Raw genomic sequence first — 23,980 nt, 5'->3', positions numbered from 1 at the left:
TTGTGGTGCTAATTATTTGCTTAATTTTGCCCAAAATAAATTAGAAGTGGGAAGTAAAAATAAATTAAAAAGATTCAGTGAGAACGAAACGTTTTCTAATGTTTTTCAGCCAACAAGAGAAGAAGTTGTAGGAAATGAATTTCCGTTAAGAGGTAAATGGAATAGTGAATTCTTTAAAAATGATAATCCAATCGTATTAGAATTAGGTTGTGGAAAAGGCGAATACTCTGTTGGTTTAGCAGAAAGATTTCCAAATAAAAACTTCATTGGAATTGATATCAAAGGAGCAAGATTTTGGCGTGGTGCTAAAACTGCGGTTGAATCAGGTATGAATAATGTAGCATTTGTGAGAACTCAAATTGAATTAATTAATCACATTTTTACCGAAAACGAAGTTTCTGAAATTTGGATTACTTTTCCAGATCCACAAATTAAATACAAAAGAACCAAGCACAGAATGACCAATTCTGAGTTTTTGAATAACTATAAAAAAATTCTGAAACCAAATGGTTTGATGCATTTAAAAACCGATTCAGAGTTTATGCACGGTTATACGTTAGGATTATTACATGGTGAAGGTCATGAAGTAATTTATGCCAACCATAATATCTATAAAAACGAAGGAGCTCCGGCAGAAGTAACTGGAATTCAAACGTTTTACGAAAGTCAATATTTAGAAGTAAACAAGCCAATTACTTACATTCAGTTCAGAATTAAGTAATCTTTGTTACCAATAGATGAATATAAATCGTTTATTTTTGAAAATAAAACAAATTTTATGACATTAGTAGTTTCTTTTTTATTAGGTTTTTTCATTGCAGCTGTTGGAATTGTAGCGCCAGGTATGTTGAACATGACCATAGCTAAAATTAGTGTAAGCGAAAATAAAAAAGAAGCCCTTTTGTTTGCTTTTGGAGCAGTTGTTATTGTTTTAATTCAGTGTTTTGTAGGTGTTTATTTTGCAAAGTTTATTGATGCTAATCCAAGTATAAGTGAAAATTTAAAGAAATTTGGAACTGTTATTTTTGTTCTGCTAACTTTCTTTTTTATTTATAATGGAATAAGAGCTAAAAAACCCAAATTAGAAGTAAAGATTAAAAACAAAAAAAACCGATTTGTTTACGGAGCAACCCTTTCTTCTTTAAACATGTTTGCAATTCCTTATTATGCATTCATTAGTTTAACTTTAGCTTCCAAAGATGTTTTTGATTTCGAATTAGTATCTATTGTAGTTTTTTCTATTGCTGCGGCATTAGGAACGTATTCCATATTTTATTTGTATGCTATCTTATTCAAAAAAGTAGAGCATAAAGTAGGATTTATCTCTAACAACATTAATTTTCTAATAGCTGCTATTACAGGATTGGTAGCACTTTCTTCAATCTATAAAATTCTAACGGTTTAATCTTGAAAAGCACCGATTCAAATAATGATAATTTTTTTGAACGTGTTTATATCATTGTTCGCCAAATTCCCGAAGGGAAAGTCACTTCTTATGGCGCTATTGCAAAAGCATTAGGAACCGCACGTTCTGCTAGAATGGTAGGTTGGGCAATGAATGCATCTCATAACTTAGAAGATGTTCCAGCGCACCGAGTTGTTAACAGAAAAGGACTGCTTTCTGGTAAGCATCATTTTGAAGGAACTAATTTAATGCAACAACTTCTAGAAAACGAAGGAATTAAAGTTGTAGATAATCAAATTATAGATTTTGAAAAGTATTTTTGGGAACCAACTATGAGTGATATGTAACAAATGTTACATTCCTATTTTCTTTACTCTTCTTACTAAAAAACCTTGTTTTATTATAACGTTTTCGTTTTCATTTTTTAAAATATACTTCATTCTTTTAGTAACAAACGTGACATATATCATATAAATAGTTTTTTTTTCGGCTGAAATTTGTACTATAATTTAAAAGATAATACAAATGGACACTTTAAAAATACACTTCAAAAATTGGTTTTTACTTCTAATGGTTATTGCGCCAATATATACTGTTTTTGGACAAGATTCGAAAGTGGTTTTAGCCGAAAGTAAATTAGATGTTAACGGAACTTCAAATGTACACGATTGGACAATAGAGGCAAAAGCAATGAGTGGAAAAGCTTCAGTTACTTTAGATGCTGGCGATTTAAAAGCAATAAAAAGTTTAGATTTTTCGGTTGAGGTTGAGCAATTAAAAAGTGGAAAAAGTGGAATGGACAAAAACACTTTTAAAGCTTTAAAAAGCACTTCGCATAAAAATATCACATTCAAATTGGTGAAAGTGATTAAAATCACAACAATCTCAGATAATAATTACACTATAGAAACACAAGGTGATTTAACTATTGCAGGAGTTACTAAAAGAATCAATCAATCTTTCACAACTAAACTTATTGGTAAAAAAATGGTTTTTACAGGTAAACAAAAAATAGACATGACTGTTTATGGTGTTGAACCTCCAAAAGCATTAATGGGAACTATTAAAACAGGTAAAGACGTAACAGTTGATTTTAAAGTGACATACAATTAAATAAATACGAACTTATAACTAAAACACACATATTAAATTTTAAAAATCATGAGAACATTTATTAAATTTTCGTTAGTAATTGCAGCCTTAGGCTTAAGTACAGGTATACAGGCTCAGAATAGAGATTTGGATAATTACAGACAACCTGATAAAAGAGGTGTTAATGTTTTTGAAAGTCCAAAAGATACAGCTTCCACTTTTGATGGAGTAAAAGTGAGAGTTGGTGGTGCTTCAACATTGCAATATCAAGCTATTGATCATGAAAATGCTACAGGAGCTGCGGCATTACTTCCAATCACAAATAATTTTAATTTAGCAACTGCAAACTTAGACTTAGATGTTGCTTTAGCTAAAGGTCTTAGAATGCATTTAAGAACTTATTTGTCATCACGTCACCATCCAGAGCCTTATGTTAAAGGTGGTTATCTTCAAATTGATAACTTAGATTTTATAAAAGAAGGTTTAGCTTCAGATTTAATGAAAAATGTAACGATTATGTTTGGTCACATGGAAATTAATTATGGTGATGCACATTTTAGAAGATCTGATAATGCACAAGCTTTGTATAATCCATTTGTTGGTAATTATTTAATGGATTCATTTACAACAGAAGTTGGAGCTGAAGCATATTATAGAAAAAATGGATTTTTGGCAATGTTAGGAGTAACTAACACTAAGTTAAATCAAGATGTTAAAGACGATGTGGTAAATGGAAATCCAAGTCCTTCTTTTGTTGCCAAATTAGGATATGATAAACAAATAAACTCTGACTTAAGATTTAGATTAACTGGATCATTATATAATACAGCTTATGCTAATAGAACTTACTTATATGCAGGTGATAGAGCAGGTGCTAGATATTATTTAGTTATGGCGCCACCTCTTACTAATGGTGCTGCGACAACAGCTACTAATAATTATACAACAGGTAGATACAATCCTAATTTTAATAGAAAGCTAACTGCAATTATGATTAATCCTTTTGTTAAATATCAAGGTTTAGAATTTTTTGGATTACTTGAGTTTACAAATGGTAGAAATGCTAACGAGGTTGACAGAAGAAATGCAACTCAACTAGGAGCAGAGTTATTGTATAGATTTGGTTCAGATGAGAAATTTTATGTTGGAGGAAGATATAATTCTGTTTCAGCAGAAGACGTTTCTGGAGTAGATATTGATATTACAAGATTTAATATTGGTGGTGGTTGGTTTATGACCAAAAATATTGTTGCTAAAGTTGAATATGTTACTCAAAAGTATGACGGTTTTGCAACAGGAAATGTATTAGATGGTGGTAAATTTAGTGGATTTGTTGCAGAGGCAGTAATTAGTTTCTAATAAATTAAATTTAATAAAGTGAGAAGCACAATTGCTTTTCACTTTATTTTAAGGTTATGAAAGCAATAGGTATTATAACAGTTTTAATTCTTTTGAGTTTTGGTTTTGCTAAAAATCAAACTAAAGTTAAAATCACGAACAAAAGTGAAGTAACAATTAAAGGAAAATCAAATGTTAATAGTTTCGAATGTAAATACAATTCTGATTTTATTGAGAATGATTTGCAAGTTTCAATAGCTAGAAATAACAACAAAATACTGTTAGAAGGTGCAAAGCTTTCCATTAAAAGTACTGGTTTCGATTGTGCACATAAAATGATCACAAAAGATTTTAAATCCATACTTAAAGCAGAAGAATATCCTCACATTGTAATCAATGTAAAAGAATTAAATGCAGTTAAAGAAAATATTACAGCCAAATTAAATGTAAAAATTGCCGGAATTGAAAAAGAATATTTAGTTCCTGTAACATATAATCAAACAACAAATAATGTAAAAGGACAATTGAAGTTGAATATCAAAGATTTTAAATTAAAATCTCCTAAAAAATTATTAGGCATGGTGGTAGTTAATGACAATGTTGAGATAAATTTCAATTTGTTTTTACAGTATTAGTAATTCTATTTTCAGTTAGTTTAGAAAGCAATCTTGTAAAAGGTTGCTTTTTTGTTATTTACAATAGATTATAACTATCAAATTATAAAAACTTTAAACCTTGTTACTTTTAAACTCCTAAACTTCTTATTATCTTTGCAATCTAAAATCAGTCTGAATAAAAATGCAATTTTATTTCAATTAGACTGATTACGAAAAAACTCAAACAGATGAAATTAGATAGAAAAGAAATTTTAACTGCATTAGAAACCATTTCGGTAGCTGGTGAAGGGAAAAATATGGTCGAAAGTGGCGCCATTCAAAATGTAATCACTTTTGGAGATGAGGTAGTAGTTGACGTGCTTTTATCAACTCCAGCACTACATATTAAGAAACGTACAGAAGTGGATATCATTAAAGTAATCCACGAGAAAGTGTACGAAAAAGCCAAAGTAAAAGTAAATATTAAGGTGGAAGCACCAGAGAAACCAGAAAATCCTAACTTAATTAAGGGAAAACAAATTCCTGGAATTTCAAATATCATTGCAGTTGCTTCAGGAAAAGGTGGTGTAGGGAAATCTACTATTACAGCAAATCTTGCGGTAACATTAGCTAAAATGGGATTCAAAGTTGGAGTTTTAGATGCCGATATTTACGGACCTTCAATGCCAATTATGTTTGATGTTGAAAATTCGAAACCCATTTCAGTTGAGGTTGATGGAAAATCAAAAATGCAACCTGTTTCAAGTTATGGTGTAGAAATTTTGTCTATCGGATTTTTCACAAAACCTGACCAAGCGGTTATTTGGAGAGGTCCAATGGCTGCCAAAGCTTTAAATCAAATGATTTTTGATGCCAACTGGGGTGAATTAGATTTTATGTTAATCGATTTGCCACCAGGAACGGGTGATATTCATTTGTCAATCATGCAATCGTTACCTATTACAGGAGCTGTTGTAGTAAGTACACCTCAAGCAGTTGCGTTAGCCGATGCTAAAAAAGGAGTTTCGATGTTTATGTCGGAATCTATCAATGTGCCTGTTTTAGGAATTATCGAAAACATGGCGTATTTCACACCAGAAGAACTTCCTGAAAACAAATATTATATCTTTGGTAAAGAAGGTGCTAAAAACTTAGCAGAAGATTTGCAAGTGCCTTTGTTAGGCGAAGTGCCATTAGTACAAAGCATTCGTGAAGCAGGAGATTACGGTCGCCCAGCAGCGTTACAAACGGCTTCAGTTTTAGAAGGTGTTTTTGAAACGATTACAAGAAACGTAGTACAAGAAACGGTAAATCGTAATGAAACTTTGCCTCCTACAGAAGCTATCAAAATAACAACAATGGCAGGATGCTCTGCTGTTAAAGGAAAATAATATGACTACAATAGAAATAAAAGATAATGTTGAAAAAGCATTAGAGGAAATTCGTCCGTTTTTGAATTCTGATGGTGGCAATATTTCACTAGTAGAAATTATTGATGATAAACACGTAAAAGTCCGTTTAGAAGGTGCTTGTACGAATTGTAGTTTAAGCATCAGTACTATGAAAGCAGGTGTAGAAACTACCATCAAAAAGTATGTTCCACAAATTGAAACAGTTGAAAATATTGCATAACTGATTATTATCATATTATGTTATATTTCAATTCTTCAATTTTGCCTCTTTGTAACTATTGTAACGTATAGCAAATTTTAGTATTTGTAACTTTACAACACTAAAAGATTTTAAAACATGATTCAAACGGATATATTAATTATTGGCGCAGGTCCTACGGGACTTTTTGCCGTTTTCGAAGCCGGATTATTACAGTTAAAATGTCATATTATTGATGCCTTGCCTCAGCCAGGCGGACAGTTAGCGGAGTTGTATCCAAAAAAACCAATCTTCGATATTCCAGGTTATCCATCAGTACTAGCTGGAGATTTGGTAACCAATTTGATGGAACAAATCAAACAGTTTCAACCTGGATTTACGTTAGGGGAAACTGCTGAAACCATTCAAAAATTAGAAGACGGAACTTTCATCGTAACCACTAATGAAGGCACAAAACACCAAGCCAAAGCGATTGCAATTGCAGGTGGTTTAGGGACATTTGAACCAAGAAAACCGATTCTTAAAGATATCGAATTTTACGAAAAGGAAGACCGTGGAGTTGATTATTTTGTAAAAGATCCAGAAAAATATCGTGGAAAAAATATCGTAATCGCAGGTGGAGGTGACTCTGCTTTAGATTGGAGTATTTTCTTGTCGAATGTTGCGAATTCAGTGACTTTAGTTCATAGAAGAAACGAATTTAGAGGCGCTTTAGATTCGGTTGAAAAAGTGCAAGAGTTGAAAAACGCTGGAAAGATTAAATTAGTTACTCCTGCAGAAGTTGTTGGATTTAATGGAAGTGAAAGAATAACCGCTGTTGATATTGAAGTTAACGGAGCTAGAATGAAAGTAGAATGTGATTATTTCATTCCGCTTTTCGGATTAACACCAAAGTTAGGTCCAATTGCTAACTGGGGATTAGAAATCGAAAAGAACGCCATTAAAGTAAATAACGCATTAGATTATCAAACCAATATCGACGGAATTTACGCTATCGGTGACGTAAACATTTATCCAGGGAAATTGAAATTGATTTTATGTGGTTTTCACGAAGCGACTTTAATGTGCCAAAGTGTCTACAACAGAATCAATCCAGGAAAACGTTATGTATTAAAATATACAACCGTTTCTGGAGTAGATGGTTTTGACGGAACAAGAAAAGAAGCTGAAAAAGCCGTTGTAAAATCGATTGATTAATATGAGCCAAGACGTAACCATTTTCATAACCGACAGAAACGGAGTTAAACACGAAGTGTTAGCCCCAACCGACATGAACATGAACATCATGGAGTTAATTCGTTCTTATGAATTAGCCGAAGAAGGAACTGTTGGAGTTTGTGGCGGTATGGCCATGTGCGCTTCTTGTCAGTGTTATATTTTAAATGATGTAATCTCATTAGAGCGCAATCCAGATGAAGAAGCAATGCTTTGGGAAGCTTATCACGTAAAGGATAATTCGAGGTTAGGTTGTCAAATTCCAATCACGGTAGATTTAGAAGGTTTAGAAATTGAAATAGCACCAGAACAATAAAGCGAGATTTTTCTCGCTTTTTTTATTTTTTATTGTAACATTTGTAGAAATAAAACGTATAAAGAATATGTTTACTTTTAAATAATGGAAAAACAAAGCAATCTTTTAGGATTACATCAATTATTAACGCTCGAAGTTTCAAATAGTAATAAATTAATAGATTTATTAGGTTTTGTGTCTTTTACCGACAATCTTCTGGTTGAAAATCAATTAGAAAAAGTAGGAAATACTTCATTTGTTTTTGAAAACGGAAGTTTTACGATTGCTTATTGTTTAAAAGAATCTCATATTTGTATCCATACCTGGCCAGAAATTAATACGTTAACTATGGATGTTTATCTTTGTAATTATTCTCAAGATAATTCTAATAGAGTTAGAAGTATTGCAAAAGATTTTATAGCTTATTTTGAAGCAAATATTGTTAAACAAATAGAAGTTGAAAGATAAATATGGAGTTAACTTGTCCTAAATGCAATCAAAATACTGCTATTGAATCAAGTTTTGAAGTAAAAAGCTTTGGTTGTTCTCATTGTAATAGTTTTTTTACCTATAATAATTCGAAGTTAAAATTCGAAAAAGCATACGATTATTCTCCAAAAGATGCCATTCTAAAAATCGGGACAAAAGGAATAATTGATGGAGAAACCTATGAAATAGTTGGATTAATCATTAAAAAAGCTCATGCTATATATTATTGGCGTGAATATACTTTAATGTCAAAATCGGGCAAAGTAAAATATCTTTCTGAAACTGACGGACATTGGATTTTATTAGAAGAAGTTCCAGAATCGTATGATGTATCACGTAAATACAAGAAACTCACACACAAAGAAATATCATACAATCTTTATGAATATACAGATACTTTCATTGCAAGAATCTATGGTTTTTATGAGTTTGAAATAAGTGGTAGGCCAGTAAAAATGGTAGAATATATTAATCCACCATTTATAATTTCTATCGAAGAATTTGATAATGATGATACAACTTATTTAGGAAAGCATATTTCTTCAAGTGAAGTAAAAAAAATATTTAATGTTAGTCAACTTCCATCTAAATCTGGAGTAGGACTCGTTCAGCCATTTTTATTTAATATCTTTAACACCCTTCTTGTTTTTATATCATTTGCTATATTAATTTTAGCTACCTATATCTTTTTTAATATGGGTAGAACAGAGAAAAACGTATTGTATACGTCATTAAATTTTGATGAATATAAAAATAAGGAATTCATTTCGTCTTCATTTGATTTGAAAGGAAGTCCTGCTCCTTTGGTTGTTTCAGCTAGTTCAGATGTTAACAATTCATGGGCAAATGCACAAGTTTCATTGGTTAATGAAGCTACAAATGAAGAAGAATATGCTCAAAAAGATATTGAGTATTACAGTGGTTATACCGATGGAGAAAGTTGGACAGAAGGAAGTACAAGTACAACCTTTAATTTTTGTGGTGTGGCACAAGGAAAATATCACTTGGTAATAATACCTTCAAAACAAGATACAGACACTTCTAATCAAACCATGAATATAAAAGCAGTTTGGAATGAATCATCGGTTTGGAATTTTATGTTAAGTTTAGTTTTTCTGGGTGGGATTTTTGCAATAATTTTCTTTTTAAAGAAAAACTTCGAACAAAGAAGATGGGAGAATAGTGATTTTACACCTTACACCGAGTAGTAATATGAAGCAGTTTATCATTAATAATAAATGGGCAATTGTATTTGGACTTTTAGTCTATACATTGTTTTTAGGTTATTCCTTTACCGGAAGTAGAATTTGCGATTGCGAATCTACTGAAAAGTCAAATTCAGGCGGTTCTAGAGGGTACAGCACAGTAAATAGATTTTATCATAAATAATTTAATATGGAATATATTGCATTAAAAGGCATAGTAAATGCGTTAATTTTTTCAGTGATTGGGGTTGTAGTTTTAATTATAAGTTATTATATAATTGAAAAAATTACACCTGAAAATACTTGGAAAGAAATTGTTCAAAATAAAAACACAGCATTAGCTATTGTTTTTGCAGCATTAATTATCGGAATTTCTCTTATTATTAGCGCAGCAATTCATGGGTAAATTTTTTAGGTTTGAATACCTATTATTATTTGCAGTTTTTGTTATCGCAACTTGTGGCTTAATCTATGAATTAGTCGCGGGAACGTTAGCGAGTTATCTTTTAGGAGATTCTGTAAAACAATTTTCATTCATCATAGGAGTATACTTATTTTCTATGGGAATAGGATCTTATTTTGCAAAATTTATCAAAAGAAATCAACTCAATACATTTATTGAAATTGAAATTGTGGTTGGAATTATTGGCGGATTAAGTTCGGTTATACTATTCTTGCTTTTTGAAAAAGTAGCCTATTTTCAGTTCATCCTTTATTTTTTAGTATTCATTACAGGTTGTTTAGTCGGATTAGAAATTCCGCTTTTAATGAATATTCTAAAAGACAAGGTTAAGTTTAGCGACTTAGTTTCTAATGTGTTTACCTTTGATTACATTGGTGCTTTGCTTGCTTCAGTATTGTTTCCTTTGGTTTTTATTCCGCAATTAGGAATTATAAGAACTTCCTTGTTTTTTGGAATGATTAATCTAAGTGTTGCTATTGCACTTTGTTTTATATTAGAAAAAGAAATCAAGAAAGTGTATTTTTTGAAAGCTAAAGCGATAATCTCTTTTCTAATTTTAGTTGGCTTTTTTATTTTTTCCGAAAAAATTCTCTCTTTTTCGGAAGAGAAATTATATGGTGAAAATATCGTTTTTACAAAAACTACTTCTTATCAACGAATCGTGTTGACGCATTTAAAAAATGATTATAAATTGTATTTGAATAACAATTTACAATTCAGCTCAGCCGATGAATATCGTTATCATGAAGCACTGGTACATCCAGCTATGTCAAGCGCAAATTCAGTGGATGAAGTTTTAGTTCTTGGTGGTGGTGATGGTTTAGCAGTTAGAGAAATTTTAAAGTACGATGCCGTAAAAAAAATTACGTTAGTAGATTTAGATGGAGGAATGACGAAGTTATTTACAACAAATCCAGTACTAAAAAGTTTGAATAATAATTCCTTTGAGAATAAGAAACTAAGCGTTTTTAACCAAGATGCATTTCTTTGGGTAAAAGAAGCTCAAAAAAAATATAATGTGGTCATCATAGATTTTCCTGATCCTTCCAATTATAGTTTAGGGAAATTATATTCGGTTAATTTTTATCAATCGCTTTCTAAAATTTTAGCGTCAAATGCAGTTGTAGTTATTCAAACAACTTCGCCTTATTTTGCACCTAAATCATTTTGGTGTATCAATAAAACTGTAAAAACTTCTTTTTCTAATACAGATGCTTATCATGTTTATGTACCATCTTTTGGCGAATGGGGTTTTACCATAACCTCAAACAATCCGAGTTATGATTTTAATATAGTAAATAGAAAAGTTGAAAATCTTCGATTTTATAATTATAAATACAATACACTAAATCAATTTACTAGTGATATGAAGGCAAGTAATGTTGAAGTAAATCGATTAGATAACCAAATTTTAGTACGCTATTTTGATGAAGAGTGGGGAAAATTATAATTCACGAAGAACTTTCATAAAAAAAATAGCCGCTTTATCTATTATAGCTGGCGTACCCAGTTTGTTGGTTTCTTGCAAAGATAAACTAATTGAAATTGCATTAAAACTTACCGGAACCAATCATATTTTAGGGCATCGATTGTGGTTGAAGAACTTTCCCAAACCAACCAAAGAAATTAAAATACCTTATTTAATTGTTGGCGGTGGAATTTCCGGACTATCAGCAGCACGTCAATTCAAGAAAATAGGAATTGAAGATTTTTTAGTTTTAGAATTAGAAAATAAATTAGGTGGAAATTCTGCAAATGGTAAAAATCAGTATTCTAAATTTCCTTTAGCAGCACATTATTTGCCTTTACCTAATGTAAGAGATAAAGAACTTTTAAACTTTTTAGAAGAATCAAAAATCATAGTAGATTACAAAGATAATTTACCTGTTTTTGATGAAACGCAATTGTGTTTTGATCCAAACGAGCGATTATTTATTCGTAATTCTTGGCAGACGGATTTAATTCCGAGATATGGAAACTCCAAAGAAGTTGATAATCAAATGGATTTTTTTCTTCAAAAAATGACTGAATTTCGTGAGAAAAAAGGTAATGATAAAAAGTACTTTTTTGATATTCCAAAATCATTCTGTTCATCAGATGAATCTTTAAATTCACTGGATGAAATAACCATGAAAAAATGGTTGTTAGACAATAATTTCACGGCTGAAGAAATTTTAGAATACGTAGATTATTGTTGTAAAGATGATTTTGGTCTAGGAATCGAATTTGTTTCGGCTTGGGCCGGAATTCATTATTTTGCTGCAAGGAAACACGAGAACAACAAATATGACGATACGGTTTTAACCTGGCCAGAAGGTAATGGTAGATTGGTAAAAAAATTAAAATCAGCTGTTGAAAATAAAGTGTTGAAAAATCATTTAGTATATGATATTCAACTTAATTCAGATGGAGTTAAAGTGTTGGTTTTTAATGCTAAATCTAATGAATCAATAACTATTTTAGCCGAAAAAGTAATTCTTGCCACACCACAATATATCACAAAGTATTTGGTTTCGGAAAGAAAAAATACGGCAAATAATTTTCATTACGCTCCTTGGTTTACAGCTTCCATCACATTAACCGACATTCCTGATAATGGAAGTTTTCCACTGTCATGGGATAATGTAATTTACAAAGCAAAAGGTCTTGGATACGTTTATAATCAGCATCAAAATTTGGAGCAAATAATTGATAAAAAGGTTATTACGTATTATTATAGCTTTAGTTCAAGTGATATAAAGAAAGACAGAAAAGAGTTGTTAAAAAAACCAATTGAGCATTGGAAAGAATTAGTGTTATCCGATTTAAAAATAGCACATCCAGATATTGATCAATATATAAGTGCGATTGAAATTCATAGAATTGGTCACGGAATGATAAGTCCTGTTCCAAATTTTTTAAAAAGTAAATCGCTCAAAGAAGCTTCAAAAAGTATTGAAAATAAAATCTTTTTCGCACACAGCGATTTAGCTGGAATTTCTATTTTTGAAGAAGCTTTTCACCAAGGAATTAATGTAGTTAATAAAATTGTAGATGGAACAACCTTGGATTCATAAATCAAAAACCGATTTTTGGTTGATACTTTTTCCAGCATTTTTTGTTTTGGGAATTGTATTTATTTTTCAGGATTGGTTATCGCAAATCCAAGAAGATTATTCCTTTTACACTTGGTTATTTTTGATTGTTTTTATTGATGTGGCTCACGTTTATGCGACTCTTTTCAAAACTTACTTTGTAAAATCAGAATTTCAAAGGAGAAAAAAACTGTACATTGGATTGCCAATAATTTGTTTTTTAATAGGTTTATTTTTATTTGGTTTTGGGAGTTCTGTTTTTTGGTCAGTTTTAGCTTATGTAGCTGTTTTCCATTTTATTAGACAGCAATATGGGTTTGTTAGGTTGTATGCAAGAAAGGAAGAAAAATCAAAAATCAATCGATACTCAGATGCATTAATAATTTACACAGCAACCATTTATCCAATGTTATATTGGTTTTTTTCTTCGCCAAGAGCTTTTAATTGGTTTGTTGAAAAAGAGTTTTTAAGATACGAAAGCCAGTTTTTAATCCAAGTTTCAACTGTAATTTATGTTCTTGTTGTGGCATATTACTTATGTCGAACACTTTATCTTTATTTGAAAACCAGCTATTTTAATATTCCAAAAAACCTGATAATTATTGGAACTTTACTATCGTGGTTTTTTGGAATAGTATATTTTAATAATGATTTAGTTTTCACACTTTTAAACGTGGTTTCTCACGGAATACCTTACATGGCATTAATATATTTAAAAGAAATCGATTCAAAACCTAAAGAAGAAATGGGCGAATTATTTCATTTTAAAAGCAGCAAAGGAATTCTTTTCTTTGTTTTAATTCTAATCGGAATTGCTTTCACCGAAGAATATTTGTGGGAAATTTTTGTATGGAACGAAAATATTAACATTGGAATAGATGCTTTTAAATGGCAATTCCTTTTAGTTCCATTACTTACGGTTCCACAATTTACACATTATCTATTAGATGGTTTTATTTGGAAAACCAACAAATAAACTAAACCAATTCATGTTTCAATTCCACTTGCTCTTCTATAGCATTCCAAAGCCCGATTCTCTTTTCTAAAGCTGTAATCGAAACTTCTTCTACTTCTTTCCAATTTTGTTCTGAATCGCCACAAAGTTCTGCAATCATTTGCATCGCCATTGGTCCGTGTTCATCGGCATCTAATTCAATATGTCTTTCGAAATAGTAAATTAGTTTTGACAAATCGGTTTCTGGAAAATTTTGCTGAAAGTTTTTCAATATTTCGGTAAACATATTCGGAATTAGATCTTCTCTTCCAAAAGTAAAAGCTGCTGCAATTTCGTGTGGTTTTCCTTGTTCAATTACTCTAAAAGTGAAATCTAAAAACGCTTTCACATTCGGATGTAAATCACTTTGTTTTATCGATACAAAAATGTTTTTCGTTTCTTCCACATTTTTCAAAAAAGCATTGATTTGAGTTGTAGAAGCGCCACATTGTGTCATCGCATCTAAATACATTTCAAAATGACTTTGACGAGTTCCGTCCAATGTTAAATCGGTTTCTTCTGCTACAACTATCTCGTTAATTAAATAACGAATTTCTGGATTTCCAATGGGTAACCACGGAGTTGTAGTACAAGTTAATTTATTCTGCAAGGCTTTTAATAACGACATAAAATCCCAAACCGCATAAATGTGGTTTTCTAAAAAACAATGTAAATCGTCAATCGTTTTTACTTTGTTGTATAACGAATGATTTAATAATTGTTCTTTCTGATTTTGAATCGATTGGTTTATGGTTTGAATGTTCATAGGGCAATTTTTATTTCTGTATACGAAATTCTGACTTCTTTTGGTTTTGAATCTGTACACTACAAAAGTAAAAATGCTTCCCTAAAAAGAGAAGCATTTTATATCAATTTTATCTATTGTTTAATTATTTGAATGCTGGGAAACCTGTAACATCCATACCTGTAATTAACAAGTGAATGTCGTGAGTTCCTTCATAAGTTACTACAGATTCTAAATTCATCATGTGTCTCATGATTGAATATTCACCTGTAATTCCCATTCCGCCTAGCATTTGACGTGCATCGCGAGCAATTGTTAATGCCATATCAACATTGTTTCTTTTCGCCATAGAAATTTGAGCTGTTGTAGCTTTTCCTTCGTTTCTTAAAACACCCAATCTCCAAGTTAATAATTGTGCTTTCGTAATTTCAGTAATCATTTCAGCTAATTTCTTTTGTTGTAATTGCGTTGCTCCAATTGGTTTGTCAAATTGAATACGCTCTTTTGAATATCTCAAAGCAGTATCATAACAATCCATAGCTGCTCCAATCGCTCCCCAAGCAATTCCATAACGTGCCGAATCTAAACATCCTAGAGGCGCTCCTAATCCAGATTTGTTTGGCAATAAGTTTTCTTTTGGAACTTTTACGTTGTCAAAAATAAGCTCTCCAGTAGCTGAAGCTCTTAACGACCATTTGTTATGTGTTTCAGGAGTTGAGAAACCTTCCATTCCTCTTTCCACGATTAATCCGTGAATTCTTCCTTCTTCATTTTTTGCCCAAACTACTGCAATGTCAGCGAAAGGAGCATTCGATATCCACATTTTAGCACCATTTAAAAGATAATGATCACCCATATCTTTAAAATTAGTTACCATTCCACCTGGATTTGAACCAAAATCTGGCTCAGTTAAACCAAAACAACCAATGAATTCTCCAGTGGCTAATTTTGGTAAATATTTCATTCTTTGTTCTTCGTTTCCGTATTTCCAAATTGGATACATAACCAATGAAGATTGAACTGAAGAAGTCGAACGTACACCCGAATCTCCTCTTTCAATTTCTTGCATGATTAATCCATAAGAAATTTGATCTAATCCAGCTCCACCATATTCCACTGGAATATAAGGGCCAAATCCACCAATTTCTCCTAAACCTTTTACGATTTGATGTGGAAATTCTGCTCTTTGTGCGTATTCTTCAATAATTGGAGATACTTCTTTTTTTACCCAAGCACGTGCAGCATCACGCACCATTTTATGTTCGTCAGATAATAATTCGTCTAATAAATAATAATCTGGAGATTGAAATAAGTCTGGTCTCATAGTTTTTGATTTGAAAGTCACAAAAGTAAGTAAAGATTTTTAACAAATCAATGAACAAGTGTTATAATTTTTTAAGAAGCTTTTTACTTCGTCAGTTCGCTCATTTAGGAGCTCGTGTCCAGCTGTCCACTATATCTTTTTGTTTTGTCGAATTCTAAGAACATTTCGTTATTTTGTTTTAAAAGAAGAGTAAGAAAAAACAAAAAGGATGCCGCTACCATCTGGGCTAGGGTTACATCTTCAAGTAGAAATCCTTCGTCAATTCGATGTATTCAGGAGTGTAATTATGTCTAGAAATTTCAATGACTAACTCATCAATCAATGCAGTTTGTTCTATTCGGCAAAAAGCCAATAAACTTCTTTTGATTTCTGATGTTGGTGTGCCTTTTACACGAGTAATTTTTAATGGAAATAAATCCAATTCTTTACACATAGAAACAAATCGCTCTTCTTCTTTAAAAGGAATAATCACAGAAAAAATCCCGTTATCCGAAAGTAATAACGCAGCCGCTTCAATTAATTCTTCAAAAGGCAAAGCGTCTTCAAAACGTGCTAAATCTCTCGAAGTATTATCAGTTTTATAATCGTCTGTATAAAAAGGAGGATTGGAAATAATTAAATCGTATTCATCCTCAGGTTCGTCCACAAATTCATCTAAACCTGCATGAAAACAAAATAATTTATCACCCCAAGGAGATGCTTCAAAATTTTCTACGCATTGTTCGTAAGCATCTTCGTCAATTTCAATCGCATCAATTTGTTCGGCGTTACTTCTTTGGGCTAACATCAAAGACAAAATTCCAGTTCCAGCACCAATATCTAAAACATTGTACGGATTGTTGATTAGTGGAGTCCAAGCACCAAGCAAAACACCATCCGTGCCAATTTTCATAGCACAACGATCTTGATTAACTTGAAATTGTTTGAATGTAAAAGTCATTGGAATTATCCAAGATAAAGGTCAACCAATCCTTCAGGCGTTTCTAAAGTAATGGTTTTGTTTGCTCTGTCAAGTGCAATGATAAAATCATCAATAAGCGGAATTAAAATTTCAGTTCCGTTTTTATCAATTTCAAAAAGTGGTTGAGCACCACTATCATTAATAGCAACAATTTTTCCGATGTTTCCTCTCATTAGGTCGATAACATCAAATCCAATTACTTCGTGGTAATAAAATTGAGTTCCTTCTAATTTTGGTAACATTGAAAGTGGAAGATAGATTTCACTTCCCATAATTTCGTCTGCTTCTTCTTCGGTTTGAATGTCTTCAAAACGAACACGTAAGAATTTTTCTTTGTGAAGCGAACTACTTTCAATAAAAAATGGAACCAGACTTTTGTTGATTTCAACAAAAACTGATTCCAAATTTTGATACAATTCGGGTTCGTCGGTGTCTAAATACGCCAATACTTCCCCTTTGAAACTAAATTTTTTTGCGATTTTACCTAAATAGAAACAATCTTCTTTACGCATGGAATCGCTATAAAATTATGCTTGAGTTTCTTCGTTGTTTTCTTCAACAGCTGGAGTTTCTTCAGCAGCAGCTTCTACTACTTCTTCGGTTACTTCTGCTGCAGCTTCTTCAGCTACTTCTTCTGCTTTCGCAGCTTCAGCTTGAGCAGCAATACGTTTTGCGTTTGCTTCTTGTTCAGCTTTAAATGCTTTTGCTTTTGCATCAGCCTCTGCTTTAGATAAACCAGATTTTTTTGCATCAACTTTACCAGCTTTCTCGTCTAACCAAGTTGCTAATTTAGCATCAGCTTGTTCTTGAGTTAAAGCACCTTTACGAACTCCTCCATCTAAGTGGTGTTTTAATAAAGCACCAGTGTAAGATAAAATTGCTCTTGCAGTGTCAGTTGGCTGAGCACCATTGTGTAACCATTGTGCTGCTTTTTCGATATTTAAATCGATAGTAGCAGGGTTAGTGTTTGGATTGTAAGTTCCGATTTTCTCTAAGAATTTACCATCTCTTTTTGATCTTGCATCTGCTGCAACAACCCAATAAAAAGGTTTCCCTTTTTTTCCGTGTCTTTGTAATCTAATTTTTACTGACATAATCTTGTGATTAATTTGAGGTTCTCGACCTCGGTTATTTAAGGGTGCAAATATATAAAACTTTGCAATACAAATGTATAAGTTAGTGTAAAATATTTTTTCGTTGAAAATGTGTTTATTTCAATAAAAAAGTTATTTTTGTTACCTACATATTATAACGAACTTAATTTAAGATGAAAAAAATAGTTTCTTTATTTGCGATTGTTGTTGCATTTTCTTCGTGTCAAGAGGATCTTCAAACTAATAATCCAGCTTTTCAAGCCAAACAAAATGATGTTTACTGGAGAGCAAATGATGCAAGAGTTAGTATTGATGAGGATGGTAGAATGATTATTACAGCCTATAACCAATTTGAAACAGTTACATTAGAAACTGCAAGTACTGATCCTGGAATTTATGTTTTAGGCACAACTAATCAAGAAAATTTCGCAACTTACTCTAATGATGTTGATGGATTTTCAGATTATTATGATACTGGTTTGTATTATGGACCAGCATTTAAAGTTTCTGCAATGATTAATAGAGGAACGGCTTATCAAGCTAATTCAGCTGGTGCTCAAACAACTGGAGGTTCTGGTTCTGGATTAAGAGTAGCTACTCAAACCACAAATGGTACTGTAACAGCAATTACTGTTGTAGCTAGAGGGGTTGGATATAGACCTGGCGACATTGTTACTATTGTTGGAGGAAATAATAACGCGACTTTTAGAGTTATCAATATTCAACAAAGTAATGGAGAAATCGAAATTGAAGAAGTTGAAAACGGATTGTTTACAGGAAAATACAAGTTTAATGCAGTTAATGCAGAAGGTGAAGTAATTACTTTCTCAGAAGGTGTTTTTTATAAGATTCCAATCTCAACATTCTAAAAAACAATTTAAAAATATTAAAACCATCTGGAGTAATTCAGGTGGTTTTTTGTTTTTGTTGATAACTTAAATTGGCATTCAATAACTTAAAATGTATTTTTGTTTTTATTCAAAATCAGCTTCTAAATTTTTCTAAAGCTTAATTATCAGATAGATGTACTTAATTTTCGATACAGAAACCACAGGATTACCTCGCAGTTGGTCGGCACCCATTACCGATACCGATAACTGGCCTCGTTGTATACAAATTGCATGGCAGTTGCATGACGAAATGGGTAATCTTATCGAGCACCAAGATTATTTGGTAAAGCCCGAAGGTTTCAATATTCCATATGATGCCGAAAGAATTCATGGTATTTCTACTGAGTTGGCAATGGAGCAAGGAATTCTCTTATCGGAGGTTTTAGAGAAATTCAACATTGCGCTTTCCAAAACAAAATTTATTGTAGGGCAAAATGTAGGATTTGATGTTAATATTATGGGTTGCGAATTTCATCGTATGAATATTGGTTCCGATATGTCTAAAATGCCTGTTTTAGATACGTGTACCGAAATTACAGCCAACTTATTAAAATTACCAGGTGGTCGTGGCGGAAGGTTCAAATTACCAACATTAACCGAATTACATCAATATCTTTTCAATCAACCTTTTGCAGAAGCGCACAATGCTACTGCCGATGTGGAAGCAACTACTCGTTGTTTTTTAGAGTTAATCAAAAGAGAAGTTTTTACTAAAGAAGAATTAGATGTAACACCAGAATATTTCAGAAGCTTTAGAGAGAAAAATCTGGGAGAAATCCAATTAATCGGATTAAAACATATTAATCTGAAACAAGCCTCTGACGAAATTAGAGCGCGTTTGAAAAAAATCGAACAAGAGGAAGTTCAAACTACAATTTCAGACGAAGTAAAATCAGATTTAAAAGATGCTGCTTTTGCACATTTACACAATCACACACAGTTTTCGGTTTTACAATCTACCATTGCAATTAATGATTTAGTAAAAGCTTCAGCAAAATTTAAAATGCCAGCGGTTGCTATGACCGATACTGGTAACATGATGGGCGCTTTCCATTTTGTAAGTGCCGTTATGAATCATAATAAAGCAGCTAAAGCAAAAATTGAAGCAGCAATTGAAGCAGGAGAAGAACCAACAGAAACCGAAATCAAACCTATCGTTGGTTGCGAATTCAATATCTGTGATGATCATAAAGATAAGACCAAAAAAGACAACGGATATCAAGTAGTCTTATTGGCAAAAAATAAAAAAGGCTATCACAATTTAGCCAAAATGTCTTCTATTGCATATACCGATGGTTTCTATTACGTACCTCGTATCGACAGAAAAGTAGTGGAACAATACAAAGAAGACATCATTGTTTTATCGGGAAATTTATACGGAGAAATTCCGAGTAAAATTCTAAATGTAGGCGAAAGTCAAGCGGAAGAAGCTTTAATTTGGTGGAAAGAGCAATTTGGTTCTGATTTCTATCTGGAATTAATGCGTCACAAACAAGAAGACGAAAATCGCGTTAATCAAACATTAATTGCTTTCGCGAAAAAGCACAATGTAAAGTTGGTTGCGACCAATAATACCTATTACGTTAATAAAGAAGACGCTAATGCGCACGATATTTTATTGTGTGTGAAAGATGGTGAAAAACAAGCTACACCAATTGGTCGCGGTCGTGGTTATCGTTATGGGATGCCAAATCAAGAATATTATTTTAAATCGGGTGACGAAATGAAGCAACTTTTTGCTGATTTACCCGAAGCAATTATTAATATTCAGGAAATTATAGATAAAGTGGAAGCGTATTCTTTATATAGAGATGTATTACTTCCAAAATTCAAAATTCCTGATGAATTTGAAGTTCCTGAAGATGCCGAAGACGGTGGCGTACGAGGCGAAAATAATTATTTAAGACATTTAACTTACAAAGGAGCTGAAAAACGTTATCCCGAATTAACCGATGACATTAAAGAACGTTTGGATTTTGAATTGCTTACGATTTCCAATTCAGGTTATCCAGGTTATTTCTTAATTGTACAAGATTTCATTGCAGAAGCCCGAAAAATGGATGTTTCCGTTGGTCCTGGTCGTGGTTCTGCGGCGGGTTCTGCTGTAGCATATTGTTTAGGAATTACAAATATCGACCCAATTAAGTACGATTTGCTTTTTGAGCGTTTCTTAAATCCCGACCGTGTTTCCATGCCCGATATTGATATCGACTTTGATGATGAAGGTCGTGGTCGTGTGATGGATTATGTAATCAATAAATATGGTTCAAATCAGGTGGCGCAAATTATTACCTATGGTAAAATGGCTACAAAGTCTGCGATTCGAGATACGGCTCGTGTTTTGGATTTGCCACTTTTTGAAGCCGATAGAATTGCCAAATTGATTCCAGGAATGATGCCTTCCAAATGGAATTTAGCCCGATTTTTAGCAGAGGACGAAAGCGAAGTCAAAAAAGCATTGCGTTCGGAAGAATTTGATAAAGTCAAAGAATTAATTGGGATTGCCAACTCAGAAGATTTAGCAGGAGAAACCATTCAGCAAGCAAAAGTATTAGAAGGTTCCATGCGAAACACTGGAATTCACGCTTGTGGTGTAATCATCACGCCAAGTGATATTACGAATTTCGTTCCCGTTACTACGGCAAAAGATTCCGATTTATATGTAACGCAATTTGACAACTCGGTAGCGGAAAGCGCTGGTTTGTTGAAGATGGACTTCTTAGGATTAAAAACCCTAACCTTAATTAAAGACACGGTTAAATTGGTAAAATATCGTTTAGGAATCGACTTAGATCCTGATAATTTTCCAATTGACGATACAAAAACATATGAGTTATTCCAAAGAGGTGAAACAGTTGGGGTTTTCCAATACGAATCGCCTGGAATGCAAAAATATATGAAGGACTTAAAGCCAACTGTTTTTGCCGATTTAATTGCCATGAACGCATTATATCGTCCGGGACCATTGGAATATATTCCTTCTTTCGTTCGTAGAAAAAACGGCGAAGAAGAAATCAAATACGATTTAGAAGCCTGTGAAGAATACTTAGCTGAAACTTACGGAATTACCGTTTACCAAGAGCAGGTAATGCTTTTGTCGCAAAAATTAGCCGGATTCTCAAAAGGTGATGCCGACGTTTTGCGTAAGGCGATGGGTAAAAAACAAATTGACGTTTTGAACAAAATGAAACCTCAATTTATCAATCAAGCCGCAGAAAAAGGTCACGATCCAGTTATTTTAGAGAAGATTTGGAAAGACTGGGAGGCGTTTGCAAGTTATGCGTTTAATAAATCGCACTCTACTTGTTATGCTTGGATTGCTTATCAAACGGCTTATTTAAAAGCGCATTATCCTGCAGAATATATGGCTGCGGTACTTTCTAATAACATGAACGATATCAAGCAAGTTTCGTTCTTTATGGAAGAATGTAAACGTATGGGATTGGCCGTTTTGGGTCCAGATGTGAATGAATCGTTCTATAAATTTACAGTAAACGAAAATTATGCAGTTCGTTTTGGAATAGGTGCTGTTAAAGGAGTTGGCGCAGGAGCAGTTCAAACCATTGTTGAGAACAGAAAAGATGGAAATTACAAATCTATTTTTGACTTAGCCAAACGAATTGATTTACGTGCTGCGAATAAAAAAGCATTCGAAAATTTAGCATTAGCAGGTGGTTTTGATGGTTTTACAGAAACACATCGTGCTCAATATTTTCATCATGACGGCGACGGAATTACATTTTTAGAAAAAGCGATTCGTTATGGTTCGAAATTCCAAGAAAACGAAAATTCATCGCAAGTAAGTTTGTTTGGCGATGCTTCAGAAGTGCAAATTGCGGAACCGATTGTACCTCCTTGTGAAGATTGGAGCACAATGGAAAAATTAGCCAAGGAAAAAGAAGTCGTTGGAATTTATATTTCTGGACATCCGTTAGATGATTATAAGTTTGAAATGAAATATTTCTGCTCGGCTAAATTGGAATCGCTTAAAAATTTGGAGCAGCATTTGGGTAAAAATCTTTCTTTTGGAGGAATTGTAACTAATGTCCAACATCGAACCGCCAAAAACGGAAAAGGCTGGGCAACCTTTGTATTAGAAGGGTATGATGAAAGTTATGAGTTCCGAATTTTTGATGAAGAATATTTAAAATACCGTCATTTCTTGTTGCAAAATCAGTTTGTGTATTTTAAAATCAATGTAAAAGAAGGTTGGGTGAATCGCGAAACCGGTAAAAAATCAGACCCAAGAATTCAGTTTTTAGACGCAAAAATGTTAGCGGATGTGTTGCCAACGTTTGCCAAAAAACTATTTATTCATTTAGATATTAAAGATTTGCATTCCAATTTTGTTACTGAATTGAACGAACTTTTTGCTGCAAATACGGGTGATAATTCAGTGACTTTTGAAGTAATGGAATTGGAACGAATTAAAAAAGTAGTAGAAGATATTCCGGTTGCTGCTCCAGTAGATGTGGAAGAGGAAATTGTGGATGAGTCGGGTGAAATAACGGAAATGGAAATAGAGGTTCCAGCAGAAAAAGAAGAAATTATCGTAAAAACAAAACTTTCTATGCCAAGCCGAAAATTGAAAGTAAAGATTTCGTCTGAGTTGCTTCAAGAATTGGAACGCATGCAAGTAAATTTCAAATTGAATTAAGTATAAATTCTTCAAATGAGAGTATAATCAAAAGTAATTTTAAAACACACTTTCATTCGTAATTAATTCCTAAATTTGCAATTCAAATAAGTATAAAACTAAAAAGATAAATATGGCATTAGCAATAACAGATGCTACTTTTGACGAAGTAGTATTAAAATCAGACAAACCAGTAGTAGTAGATTTTTGGGCAGCTTGGTGTGGGCCATGTAGAATGGTTGGACCAGTTATCGACGAAATTCACAGTGAGTATGAAGGAAAAGCGGTAGTAGGAAAAGTGGACGTAGATGCAAACCAAGAATTTGCGGCAAAATATGGTGTTAGAAACATCCCAACAGTATTAATTTTCCAAAATGGAGAAGTAGTAGGAAGACAAGTGGGTGTAGCTCCTAAGAAAACCTATACTGATGCAATTGACGCATTACTATAATATTTGAAAAAGAAAAAGGAAAAGGTTCAACGAAAGTTGAGCCTTTTTTTTAACCACAACCTTTCACCCTTATCCCATAACCTTTCGCCTGAAATTTAAAAT

25 protein-coding genes are annotated in these 23,980 nt (G+C 32.6%); 20 read left to right on the top strand and 5 right to left on the bottom strand.

Annotated elements, in window-relative coordinates:
* Positions 1–46 precede the first annotated feature (46 nt).
* The 17 genes from trmB to C8D80_RS06440 all read left to right on the top strand — a co-directional run bounded on the left by trmB (position 47) and on the right by C8D80_RS06440 (position 13,759).
* The gene (trmB, locus tag C8D80_RS06515) at positions 47–721 is read left to right on the top strand and encodes a tRNA (guanosine(46)-N7)-methyltransferase TrmB (RefSeq protein WP_133608585.1); all 675 of its coding nucleotides are present in this window, start codon (positions 47–49) and stop codon (positions 719–721) included.
* Positions 722–778: 57 nt separating this feature from the next.
* Positions 779–1,405, top strand: coding sequence for a LysE family transporter (locus C8D80_RS06510; RefSeq protein ID WP_133608583.1), 627 nt, complete (start codon positions 779–781; stop codon positions 1,403–1,405).
* 2 nt (positions 1,406–1,407) lie between these two features.
* Positions 1,408–1,752 (top strand): MGMT family protein, encoded by a 345-nt coding sequence (locus C8D80_RS06505; protein ID WP_133608581.1) that lies wholly within the window; start codon positions 1,408–1,410, stop codon positions 1,750–1,752.
* A gap of 178 nt (positions 1,753–1,930) precedes the next feature.
* Entirely contained in the window at positions 1,931–2,518 is a 588-nt protein-coding gene (locus C8D80_RS06500) for a YceI family protein (protein ID WP_133608579.1), read from the top strand.
* Between the two features lie 48 nt (positions 2,519–2,566).
* A complete protein-coding gene (locus C8D80_RS06495; protein WP_133608577.1) occupies positions 2,567–3,856 on the top strand; it encodes a hypothetical protein in 1,290 nt (429 codons plus the stop codon).
* 56 nt (positions 3,857–3,912) lie between these two features.
* Entirely contained in the window at positions 3,913–4,470 is a 558-nt protein-coding gene (locus tag C8D80_RS06490) for a YceI family protein (RefSeq protein ID WP_133608575.1), read from the top strand.
* Between the two features lie 209 nt (positions 4,471–4,679).
* A complete protein-coding gene (locus C8D80_RS06485; RefSeq protein ID WP_133608573.1) occupies positions 4,680–5,822 on the top strand; it encodes an Mrp/NBP35 family ATP-binding protein in 1,143 nt (380 codons plus the stop codon).
* Position 5,823: 1 nt separating this feature from the next.
* A complete protein-coding gene (locus tag C8D80_RS06480) occupies positions 5,824–6,063 on the top strand; it encodes a NifU family protein (protein ID WP_133608571.1) in 240 nt (79 codons plus the stop codon).
* A gap of 117 nt (positions 6,064–6,180) precedes the next feature.
* Positions 6,181–7,239 carry an NAD(P)/FAD-dependent oxidoreductase gene (locus C8D80_RS06475; protein WP_133608569.1) on the top strand — a complete coding sequence of 353 codons (1,059 nt, stop codon included), beginning with the start codon at positions 6,181–6,183 and terminating at the stop codon, positions 7,237–7,239.
* A gap of 1 nt (position 7,240) precedes the next feature.
* Entirely contained in the window at positions 7,241–7,573 is a 333-nt protein-coding gene (locus tag C8D80_RS06470; RefSeq protein WP_133608567.1) for a 2Fe-2S iron-sulfur cluster-binding family protein, read from the top strand.
* An 84-nt stretch (positions 7,574–7,657) separates the two neighbouring features.
* Positions 7,658–8,020 carry an S-adenosylmethionine decarboxylase family protein gene (locus C8D80_RS06465; protein ID WP_133608565.1) on the top strand — a complete coding sequence of 121 codons (363 nt, stop codon included), beginning with the start codon at positions 7,658–7,660 and terminating at the stop codon, positions 8,018–8,020.
* 2 nt (positions 8,021–8,022) lie between these two features.
* Entirely contained in the window at positions 8,023–9,249 is a 1,227-nt protein-coding gene (locus tag C8D80_RS06460) for a DUF4178 domain-containing protein (RefSeq protein ID WP_133608563.1), read from the top strand.
* Between the two features lie 4 nt (positions 9,250–9,253).
* A complete protein-coding gene (locus C8D80_RS12765; protein WP_162845044.1) occupies positions 9,254–9,430 on the top strand; it encodes a hypothetical protein in 177 nt (58 codons plus the stop codon).
* A 6-nt stretch (positions 9,431–9,436) separates the two neighbouring features.
* The gene (locus C8D80_RS06455; RefSeq protein WP_133608561.1) at positions 9,437–9,652 is read left to right on the top strand and encodes a DUF350 domain-containing protein; all 216 of its coding nucleotides are present in this window, start codon (positions 9,437–9,439) and stop codon (positions 9,650–9,652) included.
* On the top strand, positions 9,645–11,159 hold the full coding sequence (locus C8D80_RS06450; protein ID WP_133608559.1) for a polyamine aminopropyltransferase: 1,515 nt from the start codon (positions 9,645–9,647) through the stop codon (positions 11,157–11,159). The genes C8D80_RS06455 and C8D80_RS06450 overlap by 8 nt, the downstream gene beginning before the upstream one ends.
* The gene (locus tag C8D80_RS06445) at positions 11,137–12,765 is read left to right on the top strand and encodes an FAD-dependent oxidoreductase (protein ID WP_133608557.1); all 1,629 of its coding nucleotides are present in this window, start codon (positions 11,137–11,139) and stop codon (positions 12,763–12,765) included. Before C8D80_RS06450 ends, C8D80_RS06445 begins: the two co-directional genes overlap by 23 nt.
* Positions 12,743–13,759, top strand: a complete 1,017-nt coding sequence (locus tag C8D80_RS06440) for a hypothetical protein (protein WP_133608555.1) — start codon at positions 12,743–12,745, stop codon at positions 13,757–13,759. The genes C8D80_RS06445 and C8D80_RS06440 overlap by 23 nt, the downstream gene beginning before the upstream one ends.
* Before the next feature lies 1 nt (position 13,760).
* On the opposite strand, the gene C8D80_RS06435 is transcribed toward C8D80_RS06440, so the two are convergent.
* From C8D80_RS06435 to C8D80_RS06415, 5 genes are all read right to left on the bottom strand, one after another.
* A complete protein-coding gene (locus tag C8D80_RS06435) occupies positions 13,761–14,543 on the bottom strand; it encodes a DUF3050 domain-containing protein (RefSeq protein ID WP_133608553.1) in 783 nt (260 codons plus the stop codon).
* 124 nt (positions 14,544–14,667) lie between these two features.
* Positions 14,668–15,846, bottom strand: coding sequence for an acyl-CoA dehydrogenase family protein (locus C8D80_RS06430; protein WP_133608551.1), 1,179 nt, complete (start codon positions 15,844–15,846; stop codon positions 14,668–14,670).
* A 232-nt stretch (positions 15,847–16,078) separates the two neighbouring features.
* On the bottom strand, positions 16,079–16,738 hold the full coding sequence (locus C8D80_RS06425; protein ID WP_133608549.1) for a tRNA1(Val) (adenine(37)-N6)-methyltransferase: 660 nt from the start codon (positions 16,736–16,738) through the stop codon (positions 16,079–16,081).
* A gap of 53 nt (positions 16,739–16,791) precedes the next feature.
* The gene (gene rimM / locus C8D80_RS06420; protein ID WP_133608547.1) at positions 16,792–17,319 is read right to left on the bottom strand and encodes a ribosome maturation factor RimM; all 528 of its coding nucleotides are present in this window, start codon (positions 17,317–17,319) and stop codon (positions 16,792–16,794) included.
* A 15-nt stretch (positions 17,320–17,334) separates the two neighbouring features.
* Positions 17,335–17,901, bottom strand: a complete 567-nt coding sequence (locus C8D80_RS06415; RefSeq protein WP_133608545.1) for a 30S ribosomal protein S16 — start codon at positions 17,899–17,901, stop codon at positions 17,335–17,337.
* Between the two features lie 173 nt (positions 17,902–18,074).
* Between C8D80_RS06415 and C8D80_RS06410 the strand changes: the two genes are divergently transcribed.
* The 3 genes from C8D80_RS06410 to trxA all read left to right on the top strand — a co-directional run bounded on the left by C8D80_RS06410 (position 18,075) and on the right by trxA (position 23,878).
* On the top strand, positions 18,075–18,770 hold the full coding sequence (locus C8D80_RS06410; protein WP_133608543.1) for a DUF6252 family protein: 696 nt from the start codon (positions 18,075–18,077) through the stop codon (positions 18,768–18,770).
* A gap of 154 nt (positions 18,771–18,924) precedes the next feature.
* Positions 18,925–23,448: a DNA polymerase III subunit alpha gene (gene dnaE / locus C8D80_RS06405; RefSeq protein ID WP_133608541.1), complete on the top strand. Its 4,524-nt coding sequence runs from the start codon at positions 18,925–18,927 to the stop codon at positions 23,446–23,448.
* A gap of 73 nt (positions 23,449–23,521) precedes the next feature.
* A complete protein-coding gene (gene trxA, locus C8D80_RS06400; RefSeq protein WP_262709737.1) occupies positions 23,522–23,878 on the top strand; it encodes a thioredoxin in 357 nt (118 codons plus the stop codon).
* Positions 23,879–23,980: the final 102 nt, after the last annotated feature.

Source organism: Flavobacterium cheniae, assembly GCF_004363695.1.
Taxonomy (GTDB): domain Bacteria; phylum Bacteroidota; class Bacteroidia; order Flavobacteriales; family Flavobacteriaceae; genus Flavobacterium; species Flavobacterium cheniae.
This window is presented reverse-complemented; position numbering and strand designations above follow the sequence as displayed.

Coding starts and splice junctions, on each gene's coding strand:
- C8D80_RS06425 (WP_133608549.1), bottom strand. CDS start 16,738: ATGAAAATTGGCACGGATGGTGTTTTGCTTGGTGCTTGGACTCCACTA.
- C8D80_RS06415 (WP_133608545.1), bottom strand. CDS start 17,901: ATGTCAGTAAAAATTAGATTACAAAGACACGGAAAAAAAGGGAAACCT.
- C8D80_RS06475 (WP_133608569.1), top strand. CDS start 6,181: ATGATTCAAACGGATATATTAATTATTGGCGCAGGTCCTACGGGACTT.
- C8D80_RS06510 (WP_133608583.1), top strand. CDS start 779: ATGACATTAGTAGTTTCTTTTTTATTAGGTTTTTTCATTGCAGCTGTT.
- C8D80_RS06435 (WP_133608553.1), bottom strand. CDS start 14,543: ATGAACATTCAAACCATAAACCAATCGATTCAAAATCAGAAAGAACAA.
- C8D80_RS06455 (WP_133608561.1), top strand. CDS start 9,437: ATGGAATATATTGCATTAAAAGGCATAGTAAATGCGTTAATTTTTTCA.
- C8D80_RS06440 (WP_133608555.1), top strand. CDS start 12,743: ATGGAACAACCTTGGATTCATAAATCAAAAACCGATTTTTGGTTGATA.
- C8D80_RS06490 (WP_133608575.1), top strand. CDS start 3,913: ATGAAAGCAATAGGTATTATAACAGTTTTAATTCTTTTGAGTTTTGGT.
- C8D80_RS06430 (WP_133608551.1), bottom strand. CDS start 15,846: ATGAGACCAGACTTATTTCAATCTCCAGATTATTATTTATTAGACGAA.
- C8D80_RS06410 (WP_133608543.1), top strand. CDS start 18,075: ATGAAAAAAATAGTTTCTTTATTTGCGATTGTTGTTGCATTTTCTTCG.
- C8D80_RS06445 (WP_133608557.1), top strand. CDS start 11,137: ATGAAGAGTGGGGAAAATTATAATTCACGAAGAACTTTCATAAAAAAA.
- C8D80_RS06465 (WP_133608565.1), top strand. CDS start 7,658: ATGGAAAAACAAAGCAATCTTTTAGGATTACATCAATTATTAACGCTC.
- C8D80_RS06485 (WP_133608573.1), top strand. CDS start 4,680: ATGAAATTAGATAGAAAAGAAATTTTAACTGCATTAGAAACCATTTCG.
- C8D80_RS06450 (WP_133608559.1), top strand. CDS start 9,645: ATGGGTAAATTTTTTAGGTTTGAATACCTATTATTATTTGCAGTTTTT.
- dnaE (WP_133608541.1), top strand. CDS start 18,925: ATGTACTTAATTTTCGATACAGAAACCACAGGATTACCTCGCAGTTGG.
- rimM (WP_133608547.1), bottom strand. CDS start 17,319: ATGCGTAAAGAAGATTGTTTCTATTTAGGTAAAATCGCAAAAAAATTT.
- C8D80_RS06500 (WP_133608579.1), top strand. CDS start 1,931: ATGGACACTTTAAAAATACACTTCAAAAATTGGTTTTTACTTCTAATG.
- C8D80_RS06480 (WP_133608571.1), top strand. CDS start 5,824: ATGACTACAATAGAAATAAAAGATAATGTTGAAAAAGCATTAGAGGAA.
- C8D80_RS12765 (WP_162845044.1), top strand. CDS start 9,254: ATGAAGCAGTTTATCATTAATAATAAATGGGCAATTGTATTTGGACTT.
- C8D80_RS06470 (WP_133608567.1), top strand. CDS start 7,241: ATGAGCCAAGACGTAACCATTTTCATAACCGACAGAAACGGAGTTAAA.
- C8D80_RS06495 (WP_133608577.1), top strand. CDS start 2,567: ATGAGAACATTTATTAAATTTTCGTTAGTAATTGCAGCCTTAGGCTTA.
- C8D80_RS06460 (WP_133608563.1), top strand. CDS start 8,023: ATGGAGTTAACTTGTCCTAAATGCAATCAAAATACTGCTATTGAATCA.